The organism is Exiguobacterium sp. s183, assembly GCF_018617655.1.
In the GTDB taxonomy this organism is placed as follows: domain Bacteria; phylum Bacillota; class Bacilli; order Exiguobacteriales; family Exiguobacteriaceae; genus Exiguobacterium; species Exiguobacterium aestuarii_A.
Map to the genome: position 1 here is coordinate 39,938 of NZ_JACSKN010000001.1, position 18,788 is coordinate 58,725.

Here is an 18,788-nt window from a genome sequence, read left to right on the forward strand (position 1 = left end):
ATCTTTTTAATCATAAAACACCTATATTTAGTTTTTCAATCCTTGACTTTCTTGAATGTGCGGGGCGGTGTTTTGCTTTTGTTCAAAAAGGGCTTCATGAGCCGATTTGAGACAGCGAAATGAGATGAAAAATTTTTATGAATTCTAATTGCGTAGTTCTTCACAAAGAATGAATTCGATTTCATCTTCGAAGAAGGGTTGTTTGGACCTCTATGTAGGCACGAATGTATTATATTTGACGTCGATTAACAGAATACCTGCATGAATCGATCAATACTAGATATAGTGTTCCAGAAAATCGTGAAAGGCGAATCAATTTGTCAAGGCTGGTATCCGAACAAAAAGTAAGGTAGATTGATGAGGTAGGACATGGATTTCAACGAAAAGAAGGGTTTAACAAGTGCGTACAGAAGACTTATTATTAACATGGGACCCGCTCGGTTATGGAACAGGTTCATACGGCCCGGAGTTCGATGAGGTGATGATGGCATTAACCTATGTCGAATCTTCAGAACAATTGACCGATGTGATTCGCCGCACGCTTCTTGAGGCGTTCGATGAGTGTCCCCCTGAACAAGAAATCATGAAGATGGCGCAGCAACTATTCGCGTCGTCATCTTGCCAACTATAAGGAGGAAGAATTAATGTTACGAATTGATCCAACACCAAACCCGAATGCAATGAAAGTCACACTTCCAGAGAACGTATTCGGCGCAAAAAGCCAAAGTGTGAAAGCAGGAGAAGCGACAGATCAGCCGCTCCTTGCGAAACTTGTCGAGATTGAAGGTGTCGAGAGTGTATTCGCATACGGCGACTTTGTAACCGTTTCAAAAGAGAATGGCGTGAGTTGGGAAGCAATCCTTCCACACGTTGAGACGGCATATCGCGGATGAACCCGGTTGTCTCGATTGTCATTCCAGCCTATAAGCGCGAGATGGAATTGACGGAGCTGCTTGAAAGCTTAACGGTCCAAACGTTTCAGCAGTTCGAAGTCTTGGTCATGAATAATGAAGGGCCGCCAAAACAGCATATTTTGGCGCCTTTTTTGAATCAATTGGATGTGCGTGTCATTGAAGTCGGGGAGAATCATCACGTCCGTGCGCGGAATCGTGGCGTACTCGAAGCGAAAGGGAACGTCATCTTACTGTTAGACGATGATGATTTGCTCATGCCGACTCACATCGAAGATGGACTACGCGATTTACAAGAAGCGGACTTCGTCTATACGGATGCCGAGCTATTCCGTTTTACATGGGAAGGCGGTCGTCGAGTAGTGATGGACTGGGAACCGTTCGCATATGACTTCGACCGTGAGCGGATGCGAAAGGACTCGACGTTCATCCCGTCCGGTACGATGTATCGCAAATCAATCCATGACACAATCGGTCTCTTCGATGAAGATGTCTATAATTATTGGGACTGGGATTTTTTCTTGAGGGTCATGGAGACGTTCACCGTGTCCCATCCCGCTCGAGCGACGGTTCTCTACGCATTCAATGGGACGGACAACTTATCAGCGAAACAAGACGAAACGAGACGTCGTTACTTTGACCGCTTTTGTCAGAAGCATGGGCTGACAGACATGGGGATGAAGAATTTCCATATGGTCCAAGAGGAACGACGTCCATATGTGAGGCAGACAGAGAGAACGTTCACAGGCGTGTTACCTGGTCGGACGGAAGGAGAATAAGTATGTATTCATCAAAAGAACTTGAACTATTAGAGTTGTTAGAAGAAAAGGGCTATTTGGAGACGAAGATGTTGGCTGATTTGTTGGCGCTTGATGAAGAAACGATTGAGTCGATGCTCGAGAAGTTCAAACAAGACGGCATTTTGCTTGGTTTTCGGGCGATGGTCAATTGGCAAAAAATCAACCGGCATGATGTCACGGCGTTTATCGATGTCAAAGTTGCGCCGAAACGAGGACGTGGATTTGATGATGTGGCCGAGCGTATTTATCGCTTCCCGGAAGTGACGGCCCTTTATCTGATGTCAGGTGCTTACGATCTCCAAGTCGTCATTCAAGCGAGCTCGCTCCAAGACGTGGCTTCGTTCGTCTCTGACAAGTTGTCACCACTTGACTCGGTCTTATCGACGACGACACACTTCAAATTGAAGACGTACAAACACGACGGGATTTTGTTCACCCCACAAACTGAAGACAAGCGGTTGAACATCACGCCATGAAGTCATTATCCAATCAAGTTGTCTCCATGAAGCCATCAGGCATCCGCCGCTTCTTTGATTTGGCGCAAACGATGGAAAACGTGGTCTCTCTCGGGGTGGGAGAACCGGATTTCATCACGCCTTGGAACGTACGAGAAGCGAGCTATGTCGCACTCGAACAAGGATATACGGCGTATAGTGCCAATGCAGGACTCATCGAATTACGTGAAGAGATTGCTACTTATATGAAAGAACGATTTTCAGTCAAATACGATCCGGCATCTGAATTGATTGTGACGACAGGTGCCTCTCAGGCGCTCGATATCGCATTCCGTGCTCTCCTGAACCCAGGTGATGAAGTCATCGTCGTCGAACCTGCTTTCGTATCTTACGGACCGCTCATCGAGATGGCGGGTGGGAAAGTTGTTCCTGTCGCCTGTCGTCCGGAAAAGGGTTTTCGCCTCGACCGCGATGATGTCGAGCGCGTCATCACCGAGCGGACGAAAGCGATTCTCCTCTGCTTCCCGTCCAACCCGACGGGAGCAACGATGAACGCCGATGAGCTCGCGCAAATCGCAGAACTCGCGACCAAGTATGACCTTTGGGTTGTCAGTGACGAGATTTATGCGGAACTTTGCTATGACGAGCCGTTCACGAGTTTCGCGACACTTCACGATATGCGGGATCGGACAATCGTCATCAATGGTTTCTCAAAAGCGTTCGCGATGACCGGATGGCGCCTCGGTTTCACTTGTGCCCCTGAAGTCGTGACGCGGGAAATGTTGAAGGTGCATCAATATGGCATGATGTGCGCCCCGACGCTCGTTCAATTCGGCGGACTCGAGGCACTTCGTTCACGTCATCAACACGTACCGAACATGGTGAAGAGCTATCGTCAACGTCGGAACTATTTCATTCAGGCGCTGAATGAGGCAGGTCTCCCGACACACGTGCCGGGTGGAGCTTTCTATGCCTTCCCGTCGATTCGACACACGGGGTTGACGAGTGAAGAATTTGCGGAACGTCTTTTACTTGAAGAACGGGTCGCTGTCGTCCCAGGGAACGCCTTCGGTGAGAGTGGGGAAGGGTTCGTTCGGGCGAGCTATGCGACGTCGCTCGAACAGTTACAAGAAGCGATTCGACGCATCCATCGATTCATGCAGCAATTCGAAGTCACAGCGGTCAAGGACTCTCATTCGTGAGGGTCTTTTGCTGTTTTAGCGATATAATGAGAGGGAAAAGATGGGCGAGGTGAAGAAAATGAAACAAGTTGACTTTGTTGCAATCGGATGTGGTCCTTATAATCTTGGATTAATGGCTCTCGCGGAAAAGACATCACTACGCGGGATTTGCTTTGAAAAGCGGAAGGAAATGATGTGGCATGAAGGGATGCTCATTGAAGGGATGACGATGCAAACACATTACTTACAAGATCTCGTCACGCTCGCGGATCCGACCAACGCATCGAGTTTCTTGAACTACTTGAGTGAGACGGGGCGTCTCCAGACGTTCATCACGCAAGAACAAGATAAAATTCCTCGGACGGAATACAATCGATATTTGCGTTGGGTCGCCGAACAGCTGTCGACCATCCACTTCAATCATGAGGTGACGGATGTGTTGGTCGAGGAAAATGGTTTTCTTGTGACGGTCGAATCAAACGGTGAAACGACTCAAGTTCAAGCTACACATGTTGTTCTTGGAACTGGGGCAGAACCGTTTGTGCCGGAAGGTTTTGAACAAGTGATCCATACGAGCGAGTATTTGACCTATCGGGACGTCCTTCGAAATCGTTATCGCGTCGCGGTCGTCGGCAGTGGACAGAGTGCGGCAGAAGTGTTTCTTGATCTGTTTCGTGAAGCGACGGATGAACAACGTGTCGACTGGATCACACGTTCTGATCATTTCGAGTCACTTGAAGCAGGAAAGATTGGGGACGAGATTTTTAGTGTGGACTACATCGAATATTTTCACGGCTTACCTTACGAAGCACGTCAGAAATTGCTTCAGTCATTTGAACGTTTCCGCCATGGCGTCAACCCTGAGACGATGACGGCGATTTATGAGGCGCTCTATCACCGGACTGCAGAAGGTGAGCCGAAGCGAGCAGAGATGCTGACGCAAGTCGAGGTGGAATCCATTTCCTATGACTGGTTGACGCATCGTTTGAAGGGGACGCAGCGCTATACAGGAGAAGTGATTGAGAAAGAGTACGACCTCGTCGTTGTGGCGACAGGGTATCGCCCGGTAATCCCATCTTGGGTCGAGAAGCTCCCGATTGTCTGGGAAGCAGAGAGTGAGTGGGCTGTTCATGATACGTACGAAGTGGTCATGAGCGAATCATTGAAAGGGAAACTGTTCACGCACACGAATTTGGAGCATTCCCATGGCCCCGCAGCAACGAATCTAGGGATGGCCGTCTATCGAAATGCGGTGATGTTGAACGAAATGGCTGGAGAAACGATCTATCCGATTCGCCATCAAAAGCCGTTCACGACGTTTTGAACAAAAAAAGGGCTAGGCGAGTCGCCTAGCGGAATCAGGGGGGAATACTTGAAGTCTTGCTTGATTTGTATTTACCCCGCGCTTCGACTTTAAAACATAACAACACGTCAAAAATAATCTTTTTTACTAATTTGTACACTTTATCGAAAAAAGTATGTTATAGTAAGTTGATGAATTTAGCATAGGAGTTGTTTGTAATGGCAAAATACGAAAAAGATCAAGTATTAACAGGTAAAGTAACAGGAATTCAACCTTTCGGTGCTTTCGTAGCACTCGATGACGAGACTCAAGGTCTTGTACACATTTCAGAAATCTCACACGACTACGTAAAAGACGTAAACGATTACGTTCAAGTTGGTCAAGAAGTTGAAGTGAAAATCCTTGAAGTGGACGAAGCTTCTAAAAAGATCAAGCTTTCAATGAAAGCAACTCAAGAAGCTCCAAAACGCGAGAAGTCTGCGAAGCCAGCTCGTCGTGCGCCACGCCGCAACGAAGCATCTTCAAACTTCAAGCAAGAAGAAGCTCCAGGATTCACAGTACTCAAAGACAAACTTGAAGACTGGATCAAAAACACAAACTTCAAGAAGTAAGTGTTCCAAGGTGACCCGTTCTAAACGGGTCACCTTTTTTGTGTTTTACAGGAATCGATGGGGCTTATGACGAAACTGTAATTCGAATAGGGGGAGATTAGATGAAGATTGGCATCATTGGAACGGGCGGGATTGCGACGAGTGCTCACATTCCGAATTATGTAAAAGCAGGGGTGGATGTGGTAGCGGTCATGAATCGGACACGGGCGAACGGTGAACGTGTCGCACGACAGTTTAACATTTCGAACGTCTATGAAACGGTCGAAGAGATGCTCACGCACGAACAGCTCGATGCGGTCAGCATCTGTACGCCGAACGCCTTACATAAAGAGCAAGTGCTTCTTGCACTAGAAGCAGGATGCCATGTGCTCTGTGAAAAGCCTCCGGGCATATCGGAAGATGAAGCGGTGGAGATGTTAGAAGCAGCGAAACGAGCGGGAAAGACGCTCCATTATGGATTTCATTATCGGCATCGTGCCGACACGGTTCTCTTGAAACGGATGATTGACGCAGGAGAGATGGGGGACATCTATGCGGCAACGGCACTTGCCCTTCGCCGACGAGGCATTCCTGGATGGGGCGTGTTCACGGACAAAGAGCTTCAGGGTGGAGGGGCACTACTCGATATCGGCGTCCATATGTTAGATCTCGCGCTTCACTTGATGGGTTATCCGGAACCAAAAGAGATTGTCGGTCATGTCGGGCAATATTTAGGGAATCGTCCGGGTGTGGGCTTGATGGGCAAATGGGACCATGAATCTCTGTCTGTCGAAGACACGGCGAGAGCGATGATCACCTTCGACACAGGAGCTTCTTTGTTGCTCGACGTCAGTTACATGGCCAATGTCGAAGCAGAAGATGCGATGCGTGTCGAGTGCCGGGGAACGAACGCTGGGGCAAGTCTATTCCCGCTCACGCTCCATACTGAAAAACATGGGGCGTTGTTTGACGAACGACCTGCCTATTTGACGGAGCATGATCCGTATGAACGTCAAATTCAGCTGTTTCTCGAAGCGTGCCGAAAGGAACCGAACTATCGGCAAGCAGAGGAAGCCGTCATACTCCATCGCATCATCGATCGCATTTACGCATAAGCACGATACTTTTCATTCTTTGAAAACAGGGTATATAGTGTAGGTGTTACATATTTCTACGAGGAGGATGAATCATGCACAACTTTGAATACAAAAACCCGACGAAATTGATCTTCGGTACACATCAAGTCGAAACATTATCGAAAGAACTTGGCGCGCTCGACGCGAAGAAAGTGATGCTCGTCTATGGTGGCGGAAGCATCAAAAAGAACGGAACGTACGATGAAGTCGTGGCTGAGCTTGAAAAGGCAGGCATCTCATACGTAGACTTCTCTGGCGTCGAACCGAACCCGCGTATTGAGACAGTACGTCGTGCGGTCAAATTTGCACGTGAAGAAAACATCGATGCGTTGCTCGCAGTCGGCGGAGGTTCCGTCATCGACTGTACGAAACTCATTTCAGCAGCGATTCCTTATGAAGGGGATGCATGGGACATCGTGCTCCGCGAACATATCCCGACAGAGGCGGTACCATTTGGAACGGTCCTCACACTCGCGGCAACAGGATCAGAAATGAACTCAGGATCGGTCATCACGAACTGGGAGACACAAGAGAAGTTCGGTTGGGGTCACCCACTCGTCTTCCCAACATTCTCAATCCTTGACCCACGTTATACAGTCTCGGTTCCAAAAGACCAGACGATTTACGGTATTGTCGACATGATGAGCCACTGTTTCGAACAATACTTCCACCCGAACCATGCGCCAGTACAGGAACGCATGACAGAAGGTGTCTTGAAAGCAGTCGTTGAATCGGCACCGAAACTCGTGAACGACTTAGAAAACGTCGATTTACGTGCCATCATCTTGTTCTCAGGTACGATGGCGTTGAACGGCGTCCTTCAAATGGGTGCTTCTGGTGACTGGGCATCGCACAACATCGAGCACGCTGTATCGGCTGTCCACGATATCCCGCACGCTGGTGGTCTCGCGATTCTCTTCCCACGTTGGATGGAGCACGTATTGGATGAAGACAACGCGGCACGTTTCGCCCGACTCGGTACGGAAGTATTCGATGTGGAACCAGGTGAAAACGACTTGGAGACTGGGAAACGTACAATCGAAGCGATTCGTGCATTCTTCGACCAGCTCGGTGCACCAAACTCACTCCGTGACTACGATATCGATGAGTCGACATTCGATGCGATTCTCGATTCTGCGATGAAACGTGGCGCATTCGGTCGTTTCCGTACACTCGAACGTGAAGATGTCGCGCATATCCTCGAACTCAGCAAATAAGGCAATTTATTGCCTATTTTGCAATAATGATTGAACGAATCTAGCGTTTCCGTTTATGATGGGTCATGTATGGCTCTTTTACGAGCGATTTAAAGGAGGAAATGACATGTCAACTGTACGTTTCGATTATTCAAACGCGCTCTCATTCGTAGGGAAGCACGAAATCGACCAAATGCAAGAAACGGTAAAAACCCTTCACTCGGTGATTCACGAGCGGAGCGGTGCCGGAAGTGATTTTCTTGGGTGGGTCGATCTTCCGACCGAATACGATCAAGATGAGTTCGCACGAATCAAAGCTGCGGCGGAACGAATTCGCGAGAATTCAGACGTTCTCGTCGTCGTCGGAATCGGAGGATCTTACCTCGGTGCCCGTGCAGCGATCGAAATGCTTCAACATTCGTTCTTCAACGTATTGTCAAAAGAAGAGCGCAAGGCACCACAAGTATTCTATGCGGGCCACAATATCTCTTCAACGTATATGAGAGAGTTGCTTCAAGTACTTGAAGGCAAAGAGGTCTCAATCAACGTCATCTCGAAATCAGGAACGACGACAGAACCTGCGATTGCATTCCGTGTCCTCAAGCAGTTCATGGAAGACAAGTACGGTCAAGATGGAGCGCGTGAGCGGATCTATGCAACGACAGACCGTGCCCGTGGTGCACTCAAGACACTTGCGGACGCAGAAGGATACGAGACGTTCGTGATTCCAGATGATGTCGGTGGACGTTTCTCTGTCCTCACACCAGTCGGACTTCTTCCGATTGCCGCTGCAGGAATTGATATCGATGCATTGATGGAAGGTGCACGCGACGCACAAAACGCTTACAGCTCACCAGAATTGGCTGAAAACGAAGCGTATCAGTATGCAGTCGTACGTAACGCCCTTTACGCGAAAGGCAAATCGATCGAGATGCTCGTCAACTATGAGCCAGCTCTTCACTACGTGTCAGAATGGTGGAAACAGCTTTACGGTGAATCAGAAGGAAAAGACAACAAAGGGATTTTCCCGGCGGCTGTCGACTTCTCGACGGATCTCCACTCGATGGGGCAATACATCCAAGAAGGTCGTCGTGACTTGTTCGAGACGGTAATTCGTGTGAAAGAAGTCCGTCACTCGATGAACGTCCCAGAAGACGCTCAAGATTTGGACGGTTTGAACTTCCTCGCAGGCGAAACGATTCAATTTGTGAACGACAAGGCGACAGAAGGAACACTTCTCGCACACACTGACGGCAATGTACCGAACTTGGTCGTCGAATTGCCAGAGATGACACCGTATCACCTCGGTTACTTGTTCTACTTCTTCGAAAAAGCATGTGCGATGAGCGGATACATCCTTGGGGTGAACCCGTTCAACCAGCCAGGCGTCGAAGCTTACAAAGCGAACATGTTCGCGTTACTCGGTAAACCGGGTTATGAAGAACAAAAAGCAGAGCTCGAAAAACGTTTGAATCAATAAGAAAACGAATCGGTCCGCGTGTTGGACCGATTTTTTTGTTTGAAACTGGGTGAAGACAAGGTAAAGTGAGAGTAGACAGGGGAAAGAAAGGGATGGACTATGAAGACATTCAAGGATTACTATCATAATCAAGTCGAGTTAAGCTTCACCCATTATCCGTTCTCAGACACGCCGCTCCACGTCTGGGTCGTCGCCCGATATGAAGACAAGTGGGTATTGACGAAGCATAAACAGCGCGGACTCGAGTTTCCAGGTGGGAAAGTCGAGCCAGGAGAACACGAGGATGATGCCGCCATCCGGGAAGTGTATGAAGAGACCGGTGGCGTCGTCAAAACGTTGCGCTATTTGGGACAGTACCGTGTGCTAGGTAGAGGCGATACGGTCATCAAAAACATTTATTATGCGGAGATAGAGCGATTCGAGGATCATCCTGCCATTGACGAGACAGATGGGGCTGTCCTGGTCGATGCCTTGCCGGATAACTTATTGCGCAATCCACGCTACAGCTTCATGATGAAAGACCGTGTCCTACCAGAAACGATGAGGGTTCTCTATGATCAAAAACTGGTTTGACCGAATCGATGTGTTGCCACCTTATGCGGGTTACCGGGTAACGCGAGGATGGTATACGACGACAGATGGGGAAGAGGTCGTGGCGTATTCGATTGAGCCGAAACGTTCAAACGGCCAAGTGTTGATGTACTTACGAGGAGGAACGGCTCGAATCGGGGATGTCCGTTTACCACGTCTCATGCAATTTGCATCGCGGGGCTTTCACGTCGTCGCCCCGGTCTATCGTGGCAATCACGGCGGGACTGGAAAAGAGGACTTCGGTGGAGAAGACTTAGAGGATGTGCTCTCGCTATTCGACCGTGTCCACATGAGCGGACGACCGGTCCACGTTCTCGGCTTTTCAAGAGGGGGCATGATGGCCCTCTCGCTCGCTTCCGAACGACCGGTCACGACGGTTACATCATGGGCTGGCGTGACAAACCTCGAGTGGACGTATGAGGAACAGCGTTCGATGCGGAAAATGTTACGTCGGATGACGGGTGGAGACCCCGAATCTGCAGAATCTGCGTATGTCGACCGTTCGCCGCTTTACAAGGAATGGGTCGCCCCGACACTCCTCATTCACGGCACGGACGATGAACAAGTTCGCTTACGTCATGCAACGGCCGTCGCCGAGAAATTAGGAAAGCAGGCAGAGTTTTGGGTTCTCCCGTTCGGTCACCAGCTCCCGTTTTGGGATAAATGGGAGACAACTGAACAGGCGATGGATTGGATGTTGCGACAAGAAAAAGCACTGACTCGATGAGTCAGTGCTTTTTGTGTTAGATGACGAGTGGTCCGGCTGCGATGACGGACTCACTTGCTTTCGTGAAGCGAGTGAAGTTTTCTTTAAATTTCATGGCGAGTGCTTTTGCTTCGACATCGTAACGAGCTGGGTCGCTCCACGTATCTCGCGGATTGAGCACGTCGCTCGGTACACCATCGATGGCTACAGGAATCTCGACATTGAAAATGTCATGTTTCATCGTCTCCACATCACGGAGCTGGCCGTTGACGGCGGCATTGACCATCGCACGCGTATAGGCGAGTTTCATACGTGAACCTTCGCCGTATGCTCCACCTGTCCAGCCCGTATTGACGAGGTAGACATCTACATCGTGCTCTTCAATCAATTTACCGAGCATATCCGCATAACGCTCTGGAGCGAGCGGAAGGAACGGTGAACCGAAGCAAGTCGAGAACGTTGCTTGTGGTTCTGTGACACCACGCTCTGTACCAGCAAGCTTAGACGTATAACCAGACAAGAAGTGATACATCGCCTGTTCTTTCGTCAGTTTGCTGATCGGTGGCAAGACACCATACGCATCGGCCGTCAAGAAGACGATCGTATTTGGATGACCGGCACGTGATGGGAGCATCGCGTTGTCGATGAATTCGATCGGATATGCCGCACGCGTATTTTCAGTCAAGGAGATGTTCTTGTAGTCCGGCGTACGATCTTCATTCAATACGACGTTTTCAATCAATGAACCGAAACGGATTGCATCATAGATTTGTGGTTCGTTCTCACGCGAAAGGTTAATCGTCTTCGCGTAGCAACCGCCTTCAATGTTGAAGACCCCATCCGGTGACCATCCATGCTCATCGTCTCCGATTAAGTGGCGCTGTGGATCAGCTGAAAGTGTCGTCTTCCCAGTTCCCGACAATCCGAAGAAGAGTGCCGTTTCATTTGCATCGTTGACGTTTGCCGAACAGTGCATCGATAAGACGTTTTGTTCAGGTAACAAGAAATTCATGACGGAGAAGATTGATTTTTTAATTTCGCCACCGTACTCTGTTCCCCCGATCAGAATGGTGCGCTTAGCGAATGAAACGAGAATGAACGTCTCTGAGTTCGTGCCATCCACTGCAGGGTCGGCTTTATAACTCGGTGCATAAATTACAGTGAACGGGTCGAACGCACCTTTCGTTGGCCATTCGCGTAAAAACAGTTGTTTTGCGAATAGACTATGCCATGCATATTCCGTAATGGCACGGACCGGTAACGTATAGTGCTCATCGGCACCAGCAGACGCTTCGAGGTAATAAAGTTTGTCTTTCTTTTCTAAATGGTTCAGTACTTTGTCGAGAAGTGCTGAAAACTTCTCTTCCGCGATCGGTTGGTTCACTTTTCCCCAATCGACAAGGTTGTTGCTGACTTCATCTTGGACGACGAATTTGTCTTTCGGTGACCGTCCGGTAAAAGCACCGGTGCTGACAGATAAAGCCCCGTCTTTTGTCAGTACACCTTCCCCATTTTGGATGGCTTCTTCCACCAGTTCTGGAACCGTCAAGTTCCGTTTCATGTCGGCACCATTAATTAATTCTTCGATTTTCAGGAGCGTTGTCGCCATCCTGAATCCCACCTTTCCCCTAAATAGATGTGGATGAAATCCGCATACTTCCGCGATTACGATTAATCAGTATGACATTTTTAATTATATGTGACACACTAATTAAACACAAGCGTTTCTTCTCTCTGAGTAAGCGCTTTCTTACAAAGACAGTTTATCACATTCTCTTATCACAAGGTGTTTAAAAACAGAAACGAATTAAAAAAATGTTTGACGATTCACAAACAGAAATGTTTTGCAAGTCAGTGAAAACTTTAACGAATTCGTTCGATTCCCTTGACATAATCGAGCGTCATTTATATGATGGTTTTCGTAACGGATACTCTTATTCTGAGCGGTGGAGGGAACAAGGCCCTACGAAGCCCAGCAACCGTCCGACATGAAGTCTTGTGCGGAAAAGGTGCTATCCTGAAGCGAAGCCATTAGCTTCGAACGATAAGAGGGTAAGGAAGAACGATTCAACCTTTCCCCATGTATGTCATCGGGGGAGGTTTTTTTCATTACCGTCCCAAAGCAACGCGTAAGGGGAACGAGTACCGTCCACATATCACCCTTATTATAGGAGGTTTTTTGAATGTCAAAATTGAACCGTCGACTTTTTACTTCAGAGTCGGTTACTGAAGGACATCCAGATAAAATTTGTGATCAGATCTCTGACTCGATTTTGGATGCCATTTTAGCGGAAGACCCGAATGCCCGTGTTGCGGCAGAAACGTCTGTCACAACGGGTCTTGTACTCGTAGCTGGTGAAATCACAACGTCAACTTACGTGGATATCCCGAAAGTTGTCCGTGAAACAATCCGTGAAATCGGATACACACGTGCGAAATATGGTTTCGATGCAGAAACATGTGCAGTCTTGACGTCGATTGACGAGCAATCAGTAGACATCGCGCAAGGTGTTGACCAAGCTCTCGAAGCACGTGAAGGTCAGATGACTGAAGAGGAACTCGATGCAATCGGTGCTGGGGACCAAGGTCTCATGTTCGGATACGCGACAAACGAGACACCTGAACTCATGCCGCTCCCGATCTCATTGGCGCACAAATTATCACGTCGTCTTGCTGAAGTTCGTAAGAACGGTACGCTTGAATACCTCCGTCCGGATGGTAAGACGCAAGTAACGGTTGAGTACGATGAGGACAACAACCCTGTTCGCATCGATACAATCGTCATCTCGACACAACACGCAGAAGAGATCACGCTCGAGCAAATTCAAGAAGACTTGAAAAAGTATGTCATCGAAGCAGTCATCCCGGCTGAACTCATCGATGCTGAAACAAAATACTTCATCAACCCGACTGGTCGCTTCGTAATCGGTGGACCACAAGGAGATGCAGGTCTTACAGGACGTAAAATCATCGTCGATACGTACGGTGGATACGCACGTCACGGCGGTGGCGCATTCTCTGGTAAAGATCCTACAAAAGTTGACCGTTCAGCAGCATACGCAGCTCGTTATGTAGCGAAAAACATCGTTGCAGCAGGACTTGCGGATAAAGCAGAAGTTCAACTCGCTTACGCGATTGGGGTAGCACATCCAGTATCAATCGCTGTCGATACGTTCGGCACTGGTAAATTGAGCGAAACAGAGCTCGTTGAACTCGTTCGTGAGAACTTCGACCTCCGTCCAGCAGGCATCATCAAGATGCTTGACCTTCGCCGTCCAATCTACAAACAAACAGCAGCTTACGGTCACTTCGGTCGTACAGATATCGAACTCCCATGGGAGCAAACAGATAAAGCAGCAGTTCTTGAAGAAGGCGCGAAGCGTTTCGCGTAATCAACAAAAACGACCTTTCCGCGGAAAGGTCGTTTTTTAGGTTCAAGTCGTTGGAGGTGTCTGTTTATGATCATTCGATGACGAATCAGTTGAAGTGTTTTCTTGTCCAAGCGCGGTATCCTTCGCTTCGACGACTTTTTCACCGATGTCTTGTAAATCTGATTTGGCTTCTTGGGCCGTCTCGACGATTTTATTGACGTCTTCTTTGACCGTATCGACTTCACCGACGACTTTTTCATATACGTTTTGAACGTCTGTAGTCACTTCCTGAATCTTGCCAGAAGCGGTCTTCACTTGTTCAATGACTTGAGATGCCTTACCGGCTGGATCTTGTTTGACCTCATTCACGATGCCTCCGACCGAAGATTTTGCATTCGTAAGCGATTGTTTCGTCTGCTCCCGATTCGAAGAGCTAAGTAAGGCGAGGAGACCACCGACGAGGGCACCGAGTAACATCCCGGTCACAACGCTGATTTTTGGACCTCCTGCATCCATTTGGTCAAATTGACGGTTCGGATTCTCTGTTTGTTCGACTTTCGGGTCATGCTCTAATTTTGGTGTCATGTTGTTCCACTCCTTCATGTGATTGGCATTGCTAGTGTTATACCCTAGTCGATTGCGGACATAACGTTTTCTTATGAATCGTCATGAAAAAGAAACGAATGGCAGGATAAAAACGTGACGATAGGGAATGATACAAATAGATTGGCCAAAAGGGGGAAGCTGTCATGAACATGAGGGAAGCAGTTCCAGAAGATGCAGCATTAATTCGAACGATCGCACTTGCGACGATTTCAGAGGATGATTTGAATCGTTTGAAAGCAATGGAGCGCGCTTATCGACAAGAAGAGATTGTTCGAGCGATCAATTCGAGTGAAGAAGCACGAGAGCAATATTTTATCGTCGGCGAGTTCGAAGAAGATGTCATCGGATTTTGTCATGCCATCGATCGCGGTGACATGTGGGAGATGCTTCGACTTTATCTTCATCCTGATTTTCACCGGAACGGATATGGGGCAGCCTTTTTAAACTATCTCCAATCGAAAAAAACACAACCGATGGAAGTGTACGTTGAAAATTCAAATGACCAAGCGATTGCCTTCCTTTTGCATCAATCGTTTAAAGAAGTGAATCGGATCCAAGAAGAGGTATACGACCAACCGATGGAACTCATTCATTTACGATATCATCCGAGCTAAGCCTCCAGACGGATTTTCTTCAAACATCAGTTGCGGCTGATGTTTTTTTGATACAATATACATAGTCCATAAATGAGGTGACGGCAGCATGACATATGAAGAAGCACGAAAAGGGGTCATCGTCATCGTGTACCCGCTACAGTTCACGTCTCGGATTAGTGAGAACTTTATTCGCCGACTCCAAGACGAGTACGAGGTAATTGTCGTCCGTGACCAATCGGTCGGATTGACGGCAGATGACCATAAACAGCTTATTAAGCGAGCGTTACGTGAGGCAGGGGAATACAAACTACCGATCCATGTCGTGGCATTCAGTCTTGGGGCACTTTTCACGAACCGACTCTTGCAAGAGTATGATGTGCCGCTTGGGAGTTTGACGTATATCTCTCCTTTATTTGATTGGCATGCCACTCGTCAAATCGGCGGATTGAAACAAGTCGTCGCGAGTGCTGTCGATCGTTTCCGCCCAGACTTGCCGCTCGGGATGATGACATTCACTGGTGGAGGCGAGGAATCGTCACGCTTCGGTGAGATTACGTATGCGCAATATCGTGAGATTGAAGAAGAGATCGTGGAACATCAAGAAGAGAAGAAGCACTTACCACGACTTCCACTTGCTTGTTTCTATGCACCAGACGATCAATTTGCGGACGTGAAGTTGACGTTAAACGTCTGCCGGAAGATTGGTGGGGATCAAGTGTACATCCGTCGGTTGGAAGGTTTCCCGCATTTTGGATATGAACGTTTGAATACCAAGTTTGCGGAGACATTGATGACGTTTTATGAATTGATTCAAGAATGACAGAAGGCGACTCGAATGAGCCGCCTTTTGCTTATGCGCGTTTTTCAATCGCCACGATGAATGGGGGATGATTGATTTGGTTGATGAAACCGTAGCGGAGGACGCCAGCCTGTTTTTGGTCAAGCGACTCCACGTATTGAAGCACTTCATCCCGTTCGACTTTTCCGCTCTCATGTCCGTGATAAATGACGATGACGATGACGCCACCGACGGTCATGACCTCTAATAATTGAGATAACGCGGCAATCGTCGTATTCCCGTGAGTCGTGATTGATTTATCGCTTCCTGGTAAATAACCTAAATTGAAGACGGCAGCGGAGATGGGGCGCGTCTCGTTCGCGACGACCGCTTGAACCGTGTCGTGACTGTCATGAATGACGGATACCCGTTCATCGAGACCGGATTCCTGTATACGTGCGCGTGTGGACGCGACCGCTTCTGACTGGATATCAAATGCATACACATGACCCGTTTCGCCCACTGCATTCGCCAAAAACAGCGTATCGTGTCCGTTTCCGGCGGTCATGTCGATGGCGACATGTCCTTCTTCAAGGTGGTCATGTAGTAATTGTTTTGCAAACGGTAGTACTCTCATTAATCCCATACATCTCATCCTTCTTTTTTCCTTGGAAAGAATCTCGTCGTTCCAATTCTGCACGGATCTTGTTTAACACCTGCATCTTGTGACGGCTCCAAAACGGACCAATCAATAAGTCAGGTGGGCCGTCTCCTGTCAAACGATGGACGATGACCTCGGGAGGTATACATTCGAGCTGATCGCAGACGAGGGAGACATAGTCATCTTCCTCCATCAAGTCGAGTAGGCCTTTTTCGTATTGACGGGCGAGCGGTGTATGCTTCAAGACGTGAAGTAAATGGATCTTGATTCCTTGTATGTCCATTTTAGCAACTTCTCGGGCTGTGTCGAGCATCATCTCAAGTGTCTCACCGGGTAAACCGTTAATGATATGAACACAGACACGGATGTTGTGGCGTCGAAGTTTTGCAAGACCGCTCAAAAATGTCTCGTAGTCATGTCCACGATTGATTTTTTTCGCAGTCGTGTCATGGATGGTCTGAAGGCCGAGCTCCACCCAAAGCGACGTCCGTTCATTCAATTCTGATAAATAGGCGACGACATCGTCTGGCAAGCAGTCCGGACGTGTCGCAATTGAGAGACCGACGACGCCTTCTTCTTGAAGTGCAGGTTCGTACAACTCACGTAACCGTTCGACCGGCGCGTACGTGTTACTGAATGCTTGGAAATAAGCGATGTAGTTGGCGTTCTTCCACTTTCGGTGAAGACGAGCCTTTACTTCGGCAAATTGAACGGGAATCGGATCGCAAGCATTTCCTGCAAAGTCACCACTCCCGTCGTCTGAACAGAACGTACATCCTCCTTTTGAAACGCGCCCGTCACGGTTTGGGCAGGTGAATCCACCATCGAGCGGGACCTTGAACACCTTTCCTCCATATTCTCGGCGATACGCCTCGTTCAACGTGTGATATCGGTTTTGACCAAATGGATTCATTCAACATCTCTCCTTCTTTGCTCATGCTATCACAAATGAAAAATGACAAAACTTCATAATAAGTAATTTTTCTTGACACTTCTTTGGCATTCGTTTAGGTTTGATAAGGAAATCTTGTCGATTCGGCCATTTGTGCCGATTTTTTTTGATGTGAAAGAGGAATGAAAGGAGGACTTGGTGTGAACAATAAAATGCCAATTTCGGTATGGATTCTAGTCATTGCGATGGCGCTCAATACAACGGCGGCGTCTTTTTTATGGCCATTTAACACACTGTATATTCATGATTTTTTAGGTGAGTCGATGACACTTGCTGGGGTGGCACTTCTTGTGAACTCCGCACTCGCAATCGTCGGAAACTACATCGGAGGGACATTATTCGACCGAATCGGTGGAAAGATGACGCTCATGATTTCTGTCGGTTTGTTGCTTGCGAGCTCACTCGGATTTTTACTGTTCCACGCCACGTTCTTCGGCTATTTGGTGTGGCTCGGTATGATTGGGTTCTCAGGTGGACTCGTCTTTCCGACCGTTTACGCGTTTGCAGGACTCATCTGGCCAGAAGGTGGACGCCGTTCGTTCAACGCGATTTATGTTGCGCAAAACGTAGGTGTCGCACTCGGTACGGCCATGAGTGGTCAAATCGCGCGTTTTAACATCGAGTGGATCTTTTATGCGAACTTCTTCTTGTCGGTCTTATTTGTCGTGGTCCTTTTATTTGGACTTCGTTACTTGAAAAACCCGGCACGTCCTGTCGTTCAATCACAGTTAGAGGCAGCCGCCACGACGCTCTCGAGCGCAACGATGAAGTCGATGTGGTATGTCGCCGTCGGTTACGCCGTGCTTTGGTTCGTTTACGTTCAGTGGCAAGGGACGATCGCCGTTCATTCGAAAGACCTTGGTGTCACGATCAGCCAATATTCACTGCTTTGGACGGTGAACGGGGCGATGATCGTATTTGCACAGCCGTTACTCAACCGTGTCTTGCGACAATTTGAGGACGACTTGAAACGTCAACTGATTATCGGAGCCTCGATTTTCCTCGGTGCTTTCTTGATCGTGCCGTTCGCAGGCGGATTTGGCATGTTCATGGTCGCGATGGTCGTCATGACAATCGGGGAAATGTTCGTCTGGCCAGCAGTCCCGACGATTGCGGCGAAACTTGCCCCTCCTGGTAAGGCGGGACAGTATCAAGGGCTCGTCAATATCGCAGCATCTGTCGGTCGTATGATTGGGCCAACATTGTCTGGATTTGTCTATGACATGTTCGGCATTACTGCGGTCTTCGGTATGCTTCTTCTGCTCGCTACGTTCGCCCTTACTCTATTCGTTATCATGAAAGACATTCGCGTCGCTGAAAAATCAAGTTGACGTTGAATTTCAGAATGGGCTAAAATAGACTACGATGAATAGCAAGCGATGAAGAGGATTAGTAGCGAACGTTCCGTTTCAAAGAGAGTCGATGGTTGGTGTGAATCGATAAATGGAGGTCGTGAACTCGCCTTGGAGCTGTTT

The 18,788-nt window shown here is 48.3% G+C and carries 20 protein-coding genes, 1 riboswitch and 1 other annotated feature (1 of these 22 cut by a window edge); of the genes, 16 read left to right on the forward strand and 4 right to left on the reverse strand.

Translation table 11 applies throughout. The features are described 5' to 3' along the window. The first annotated feature begins 400 nt into the window (after positions 1–400). From KNP62_RS00195 to KNP62_RS00250, 12 genes are all read left to right on the forward strand, one after another. Positions 401–631, forward strand: coding sequence for a DUF1871 family protein (locus KNP62_RS00195; RefSeq protein ID WP_214782071.1), 231 nt, complete (start codon positions 401–403; stop codon positions 629–631). 13 nt (positions 632–644) lie between these two features. Then, positions 645–893, forward strand: coding sequence for a NifU N-terminal domain-containing protein (locus tag KNP62_RS00200; RefSeq protein WP_012726804.1), 249 nt, complete (start codon positions 645–647; stop codon positions 891–893). Then, on the forward strand, positions 890–1,690 hold the full coding sequence (locus KNP62_RS00205; RefSeq protein WP_214782074.1) for a glycosyltransferase family 2 protein: 801 nt from the start codon (positions 890–892) through the stop codon (positions 1,688–1,690). The genes KNP62_RS00200 and KNP62_RS00205 overlap by 4 nt, the downstream gene beginning before the upstream one ends. 2 nt (positions 1,691–1,692) lie before the next feature. Beyond that, positions 1,693–2,187 (forward strand): Lrp/AsnC family transcriptional regulator, encoded by a 495-nt coding sequence (locus tag KNP62_RS00210; protein WP_074033499.1) that lies wholly within the window; start codon positions 1,693–1,695, stop codon positions 2,185–2,187. After that, on the forward strand, positions 2,184–3,368 hold the full coding sequence (locus tag KNP62_RS00215; RefSeq protein WP_214782077.1) for an aminotransferase: 1,185 nt from the start codon (positions 2,184–2,186) through the stop codon (positions 3,366–3,368). The genes KNP62_RS00210 and KNP62_RS00215 overlap by 4 nt, the downstream gene beginning before the upstream one ends. A 58-nt stretch (positions 3,369–3,426) precedes the next feature. Next, complete coding sequence (locus tag KNP62_RS00220) at positions 3,427–4,671, forward strand: lysine N(6)-hydroxylase/L-ornithine N(5)-oxygenase family protein (protein WP_214782080.1); 1,245 nt, start codon at positions 3,427–3,429, stop codon at positions 4,669–4,671. 197 nt (positions 4,672–4,868) lie between these two features. After that, positions 4,869–5,261 carry a S1 domain-containing post-transcriptional regulator GSP13 gene (gene yugI / locus KNP62_RS00225; RefSeq protein WP_074033496.1) on the forward strand — a complete coding sequence of 131 codons (393 nt, stop codon included), beginning with the start codon at positions 4,869–4,871 and terminating at the stop codon, positions 5,259–5,261. A 101-nt stretch (positions 5,262–5,362) separates the two neighbouring features. After that, positions 5,363–6,355, forward strand: coding sequence for a Gfo/Idh/MocA family protein (locus KNP62_RS00230; RefSeq protein ID WP_214782083.1), 993 nt, complete (start codon positions 5,363–5,365; stop codon positions 6,353–6,355). Positions 6,356–6,429: 74 nt separating this feature from the next. Beyond that, entirely contained in the window at positions 6,430–7,593 is a 1,164-nt protein-coding gene (locus KNP62_RS00235) for an iron-containing alcohol dehydrogenase (RefSeq protein WP_214782085.1), read from the forward strand. Positions 7,594–7,699: 106 nt separating this feature from the next. Further along, a complete protein-coding gene (locus KNP62_RS00240) occupies positions 7,700–9,052 on the forward strand; it encodes a glucose-6-phosphate isomerase (RefSeq protein ID WP_214782088.1) in 1,353 nt (450 codons plus the stop codon). A gap of 99 nt (positions 9,053–9,151) precedes the next feature. Continuing rightward, on the forward strand, positions 9,152–9,625 hold the full coding sequence (gene ytkD, locus KNP62_RS00245; RefSeq protein WP_214782090.1) for an RNA deprotection pyrophosphohydrolase: 474 nt from the start codon (positions 9,152–9,154) through the stop codon (positions 9,623–9,625). Further along, positions 9,606–10,370, forward strand: a complete 765-nt coding sequence (locus KNP62_RS00250) for an alpha/beta hydrolase family protein (protein ID WP_214782093.1) — start codon at positions 9,606–9,608, stop codon at positions 10,368–10,370. Before ytkD ends, KNP62_RS00250 begins: the two co-directional genes overlap by 20 nt. 16 nt (positions 10,371–10,386) lie before the next feature. Here KNP62_RS00250 and pckA read toward each other — a convergent pair whose 3' ends face one another. Further along, positions 10,387–11,958, reverse strand: coding sequence for a phosphoenolpyruvate carboxykinase (ATP) (gene pckA, locus KNP62_RS00255; protein WP_214782095.1), 1,572 nt, complete (start codon positions 11,956–11,958; stop codon positions 10,387–10,389). A 322-nt stretch (positions 11,959–12,280) separates the two neighbouring features. Next, positions 12,281–12,400, forward strand: a riboswitch (SAM riboswitch). Between the two features lie 132 nt (positions 12,401–12,532). Here pckA and metK point away from each other — a divergent pair. Beyond that, positions 12,533–13,741, forward strand: coding sequence for a methionine adenosyltransferase (metK, locus tag KNP62_RS00260; RefSeq protein WP_214782098.1), 1,209 nt, complete (start codon positions 12,533–12,535; stop codon positions 13,739–13,741). Positions 13,742–13,783: 42 nt separating this feature from the next. Here the strand turns inward: metK and KNP62_RS00265 are convergent, their stop codons facing one another. After that, a complete protein-coding gene (locus KNP62_RS00265) occupies positions 13,784–14,305 on the reverse strand; it encodes a hypothetical protein (RefSeq protein ID WP_214782100.1) in 522 nt (173 codons plus the stop codon). A gap of 164 nt (positions 14,306–14,469) precedes the next feature. On the opposite strand from KNP62_RS00265, the gene KNP62_RS00270 reads away from it, so the two are divergent. Together KNP62_RS00270 and KNP62_RS00275 are read left to right on the forward strand one after the other, a co-directional pair. Then, positions 14,470–14,940: a GNAT family N-acetyltransferase gene (locus tag KNP62_RS00270; protein WP_214782102.1), complete on the forward strand. Its 471-nt coding sequence runs from the start codon at positions 14,470–14,472 to the stop codon at positions 14,938–14,940. Positions 14,941–15,028: 88 nt separating this feature from the next. Further along, the gene (locus KNP62_RS00275) at positions 15,029–15,742 is read left to right on the forward strand and encodes an alpha/beta hydrolase (protein WP_074033486.1); all 714 of its coding nucleotides are present in this window, start codon (positions 15,029–15,031) and stop codon (positions 15,740–15,742) included. Positions 15,743–15,773: 31 nt separating this feature from the next. Here KNP62_RS00275 and mnmM read toward each other — a convergent pair whose 3' ends face one another. Next, positions 15,774–16,346 (reverse strand): tRNA 5-(aminomethyl)-2-thiouridylate-methyltransferase MnmM, encoded by a 573-nt coding sequence (gene mnmM, locus KNP62_RS00280; RefSeq protein WP_214782104.1) that lies wholly within the window; start codon positions 16,344–16,346, stop codon positions 15,774–15,776. Beyond that, the gene (mnmL, locus tag KNP62_RS00285) at positions 16,300–17,274 is read right to left on the reverse strand and encodes a tRNA modification radical SAM protein MnmL/YtqA (protein WP_214782106.1); all 975 of its coding nucleotides are present in this window, start codon (positions 17,272–17,274) and stop codon (positions 16,300–16,302) included. The genes mnmM and mnmL overlap by 47 nt, the downstream gene beginning before the upstream one ends. A gap of 179 nt (positions 17,275–17,453) precedes the next feature. On the opposite strand from mnmL, the gene KNP62_RS00290 reads away from it, so the two are divergent. Continuing rightward, positions 17,454–18,644, forward strand: a complete 1,191-nt coding sequence (locus KNP62_RS00290; RefSeq protein WP_353047500.1) for an MDR family MFS transporter — start codon at positions 17,454–17,456, stop codon at positions 18,642–18,644. Positions 18,645–18,683: 39 nt separating this feature from the next. Next, positions 18,684–18,788, forward strand: a binding site (T-box leader); it runs 111 nt beyond the window's last position.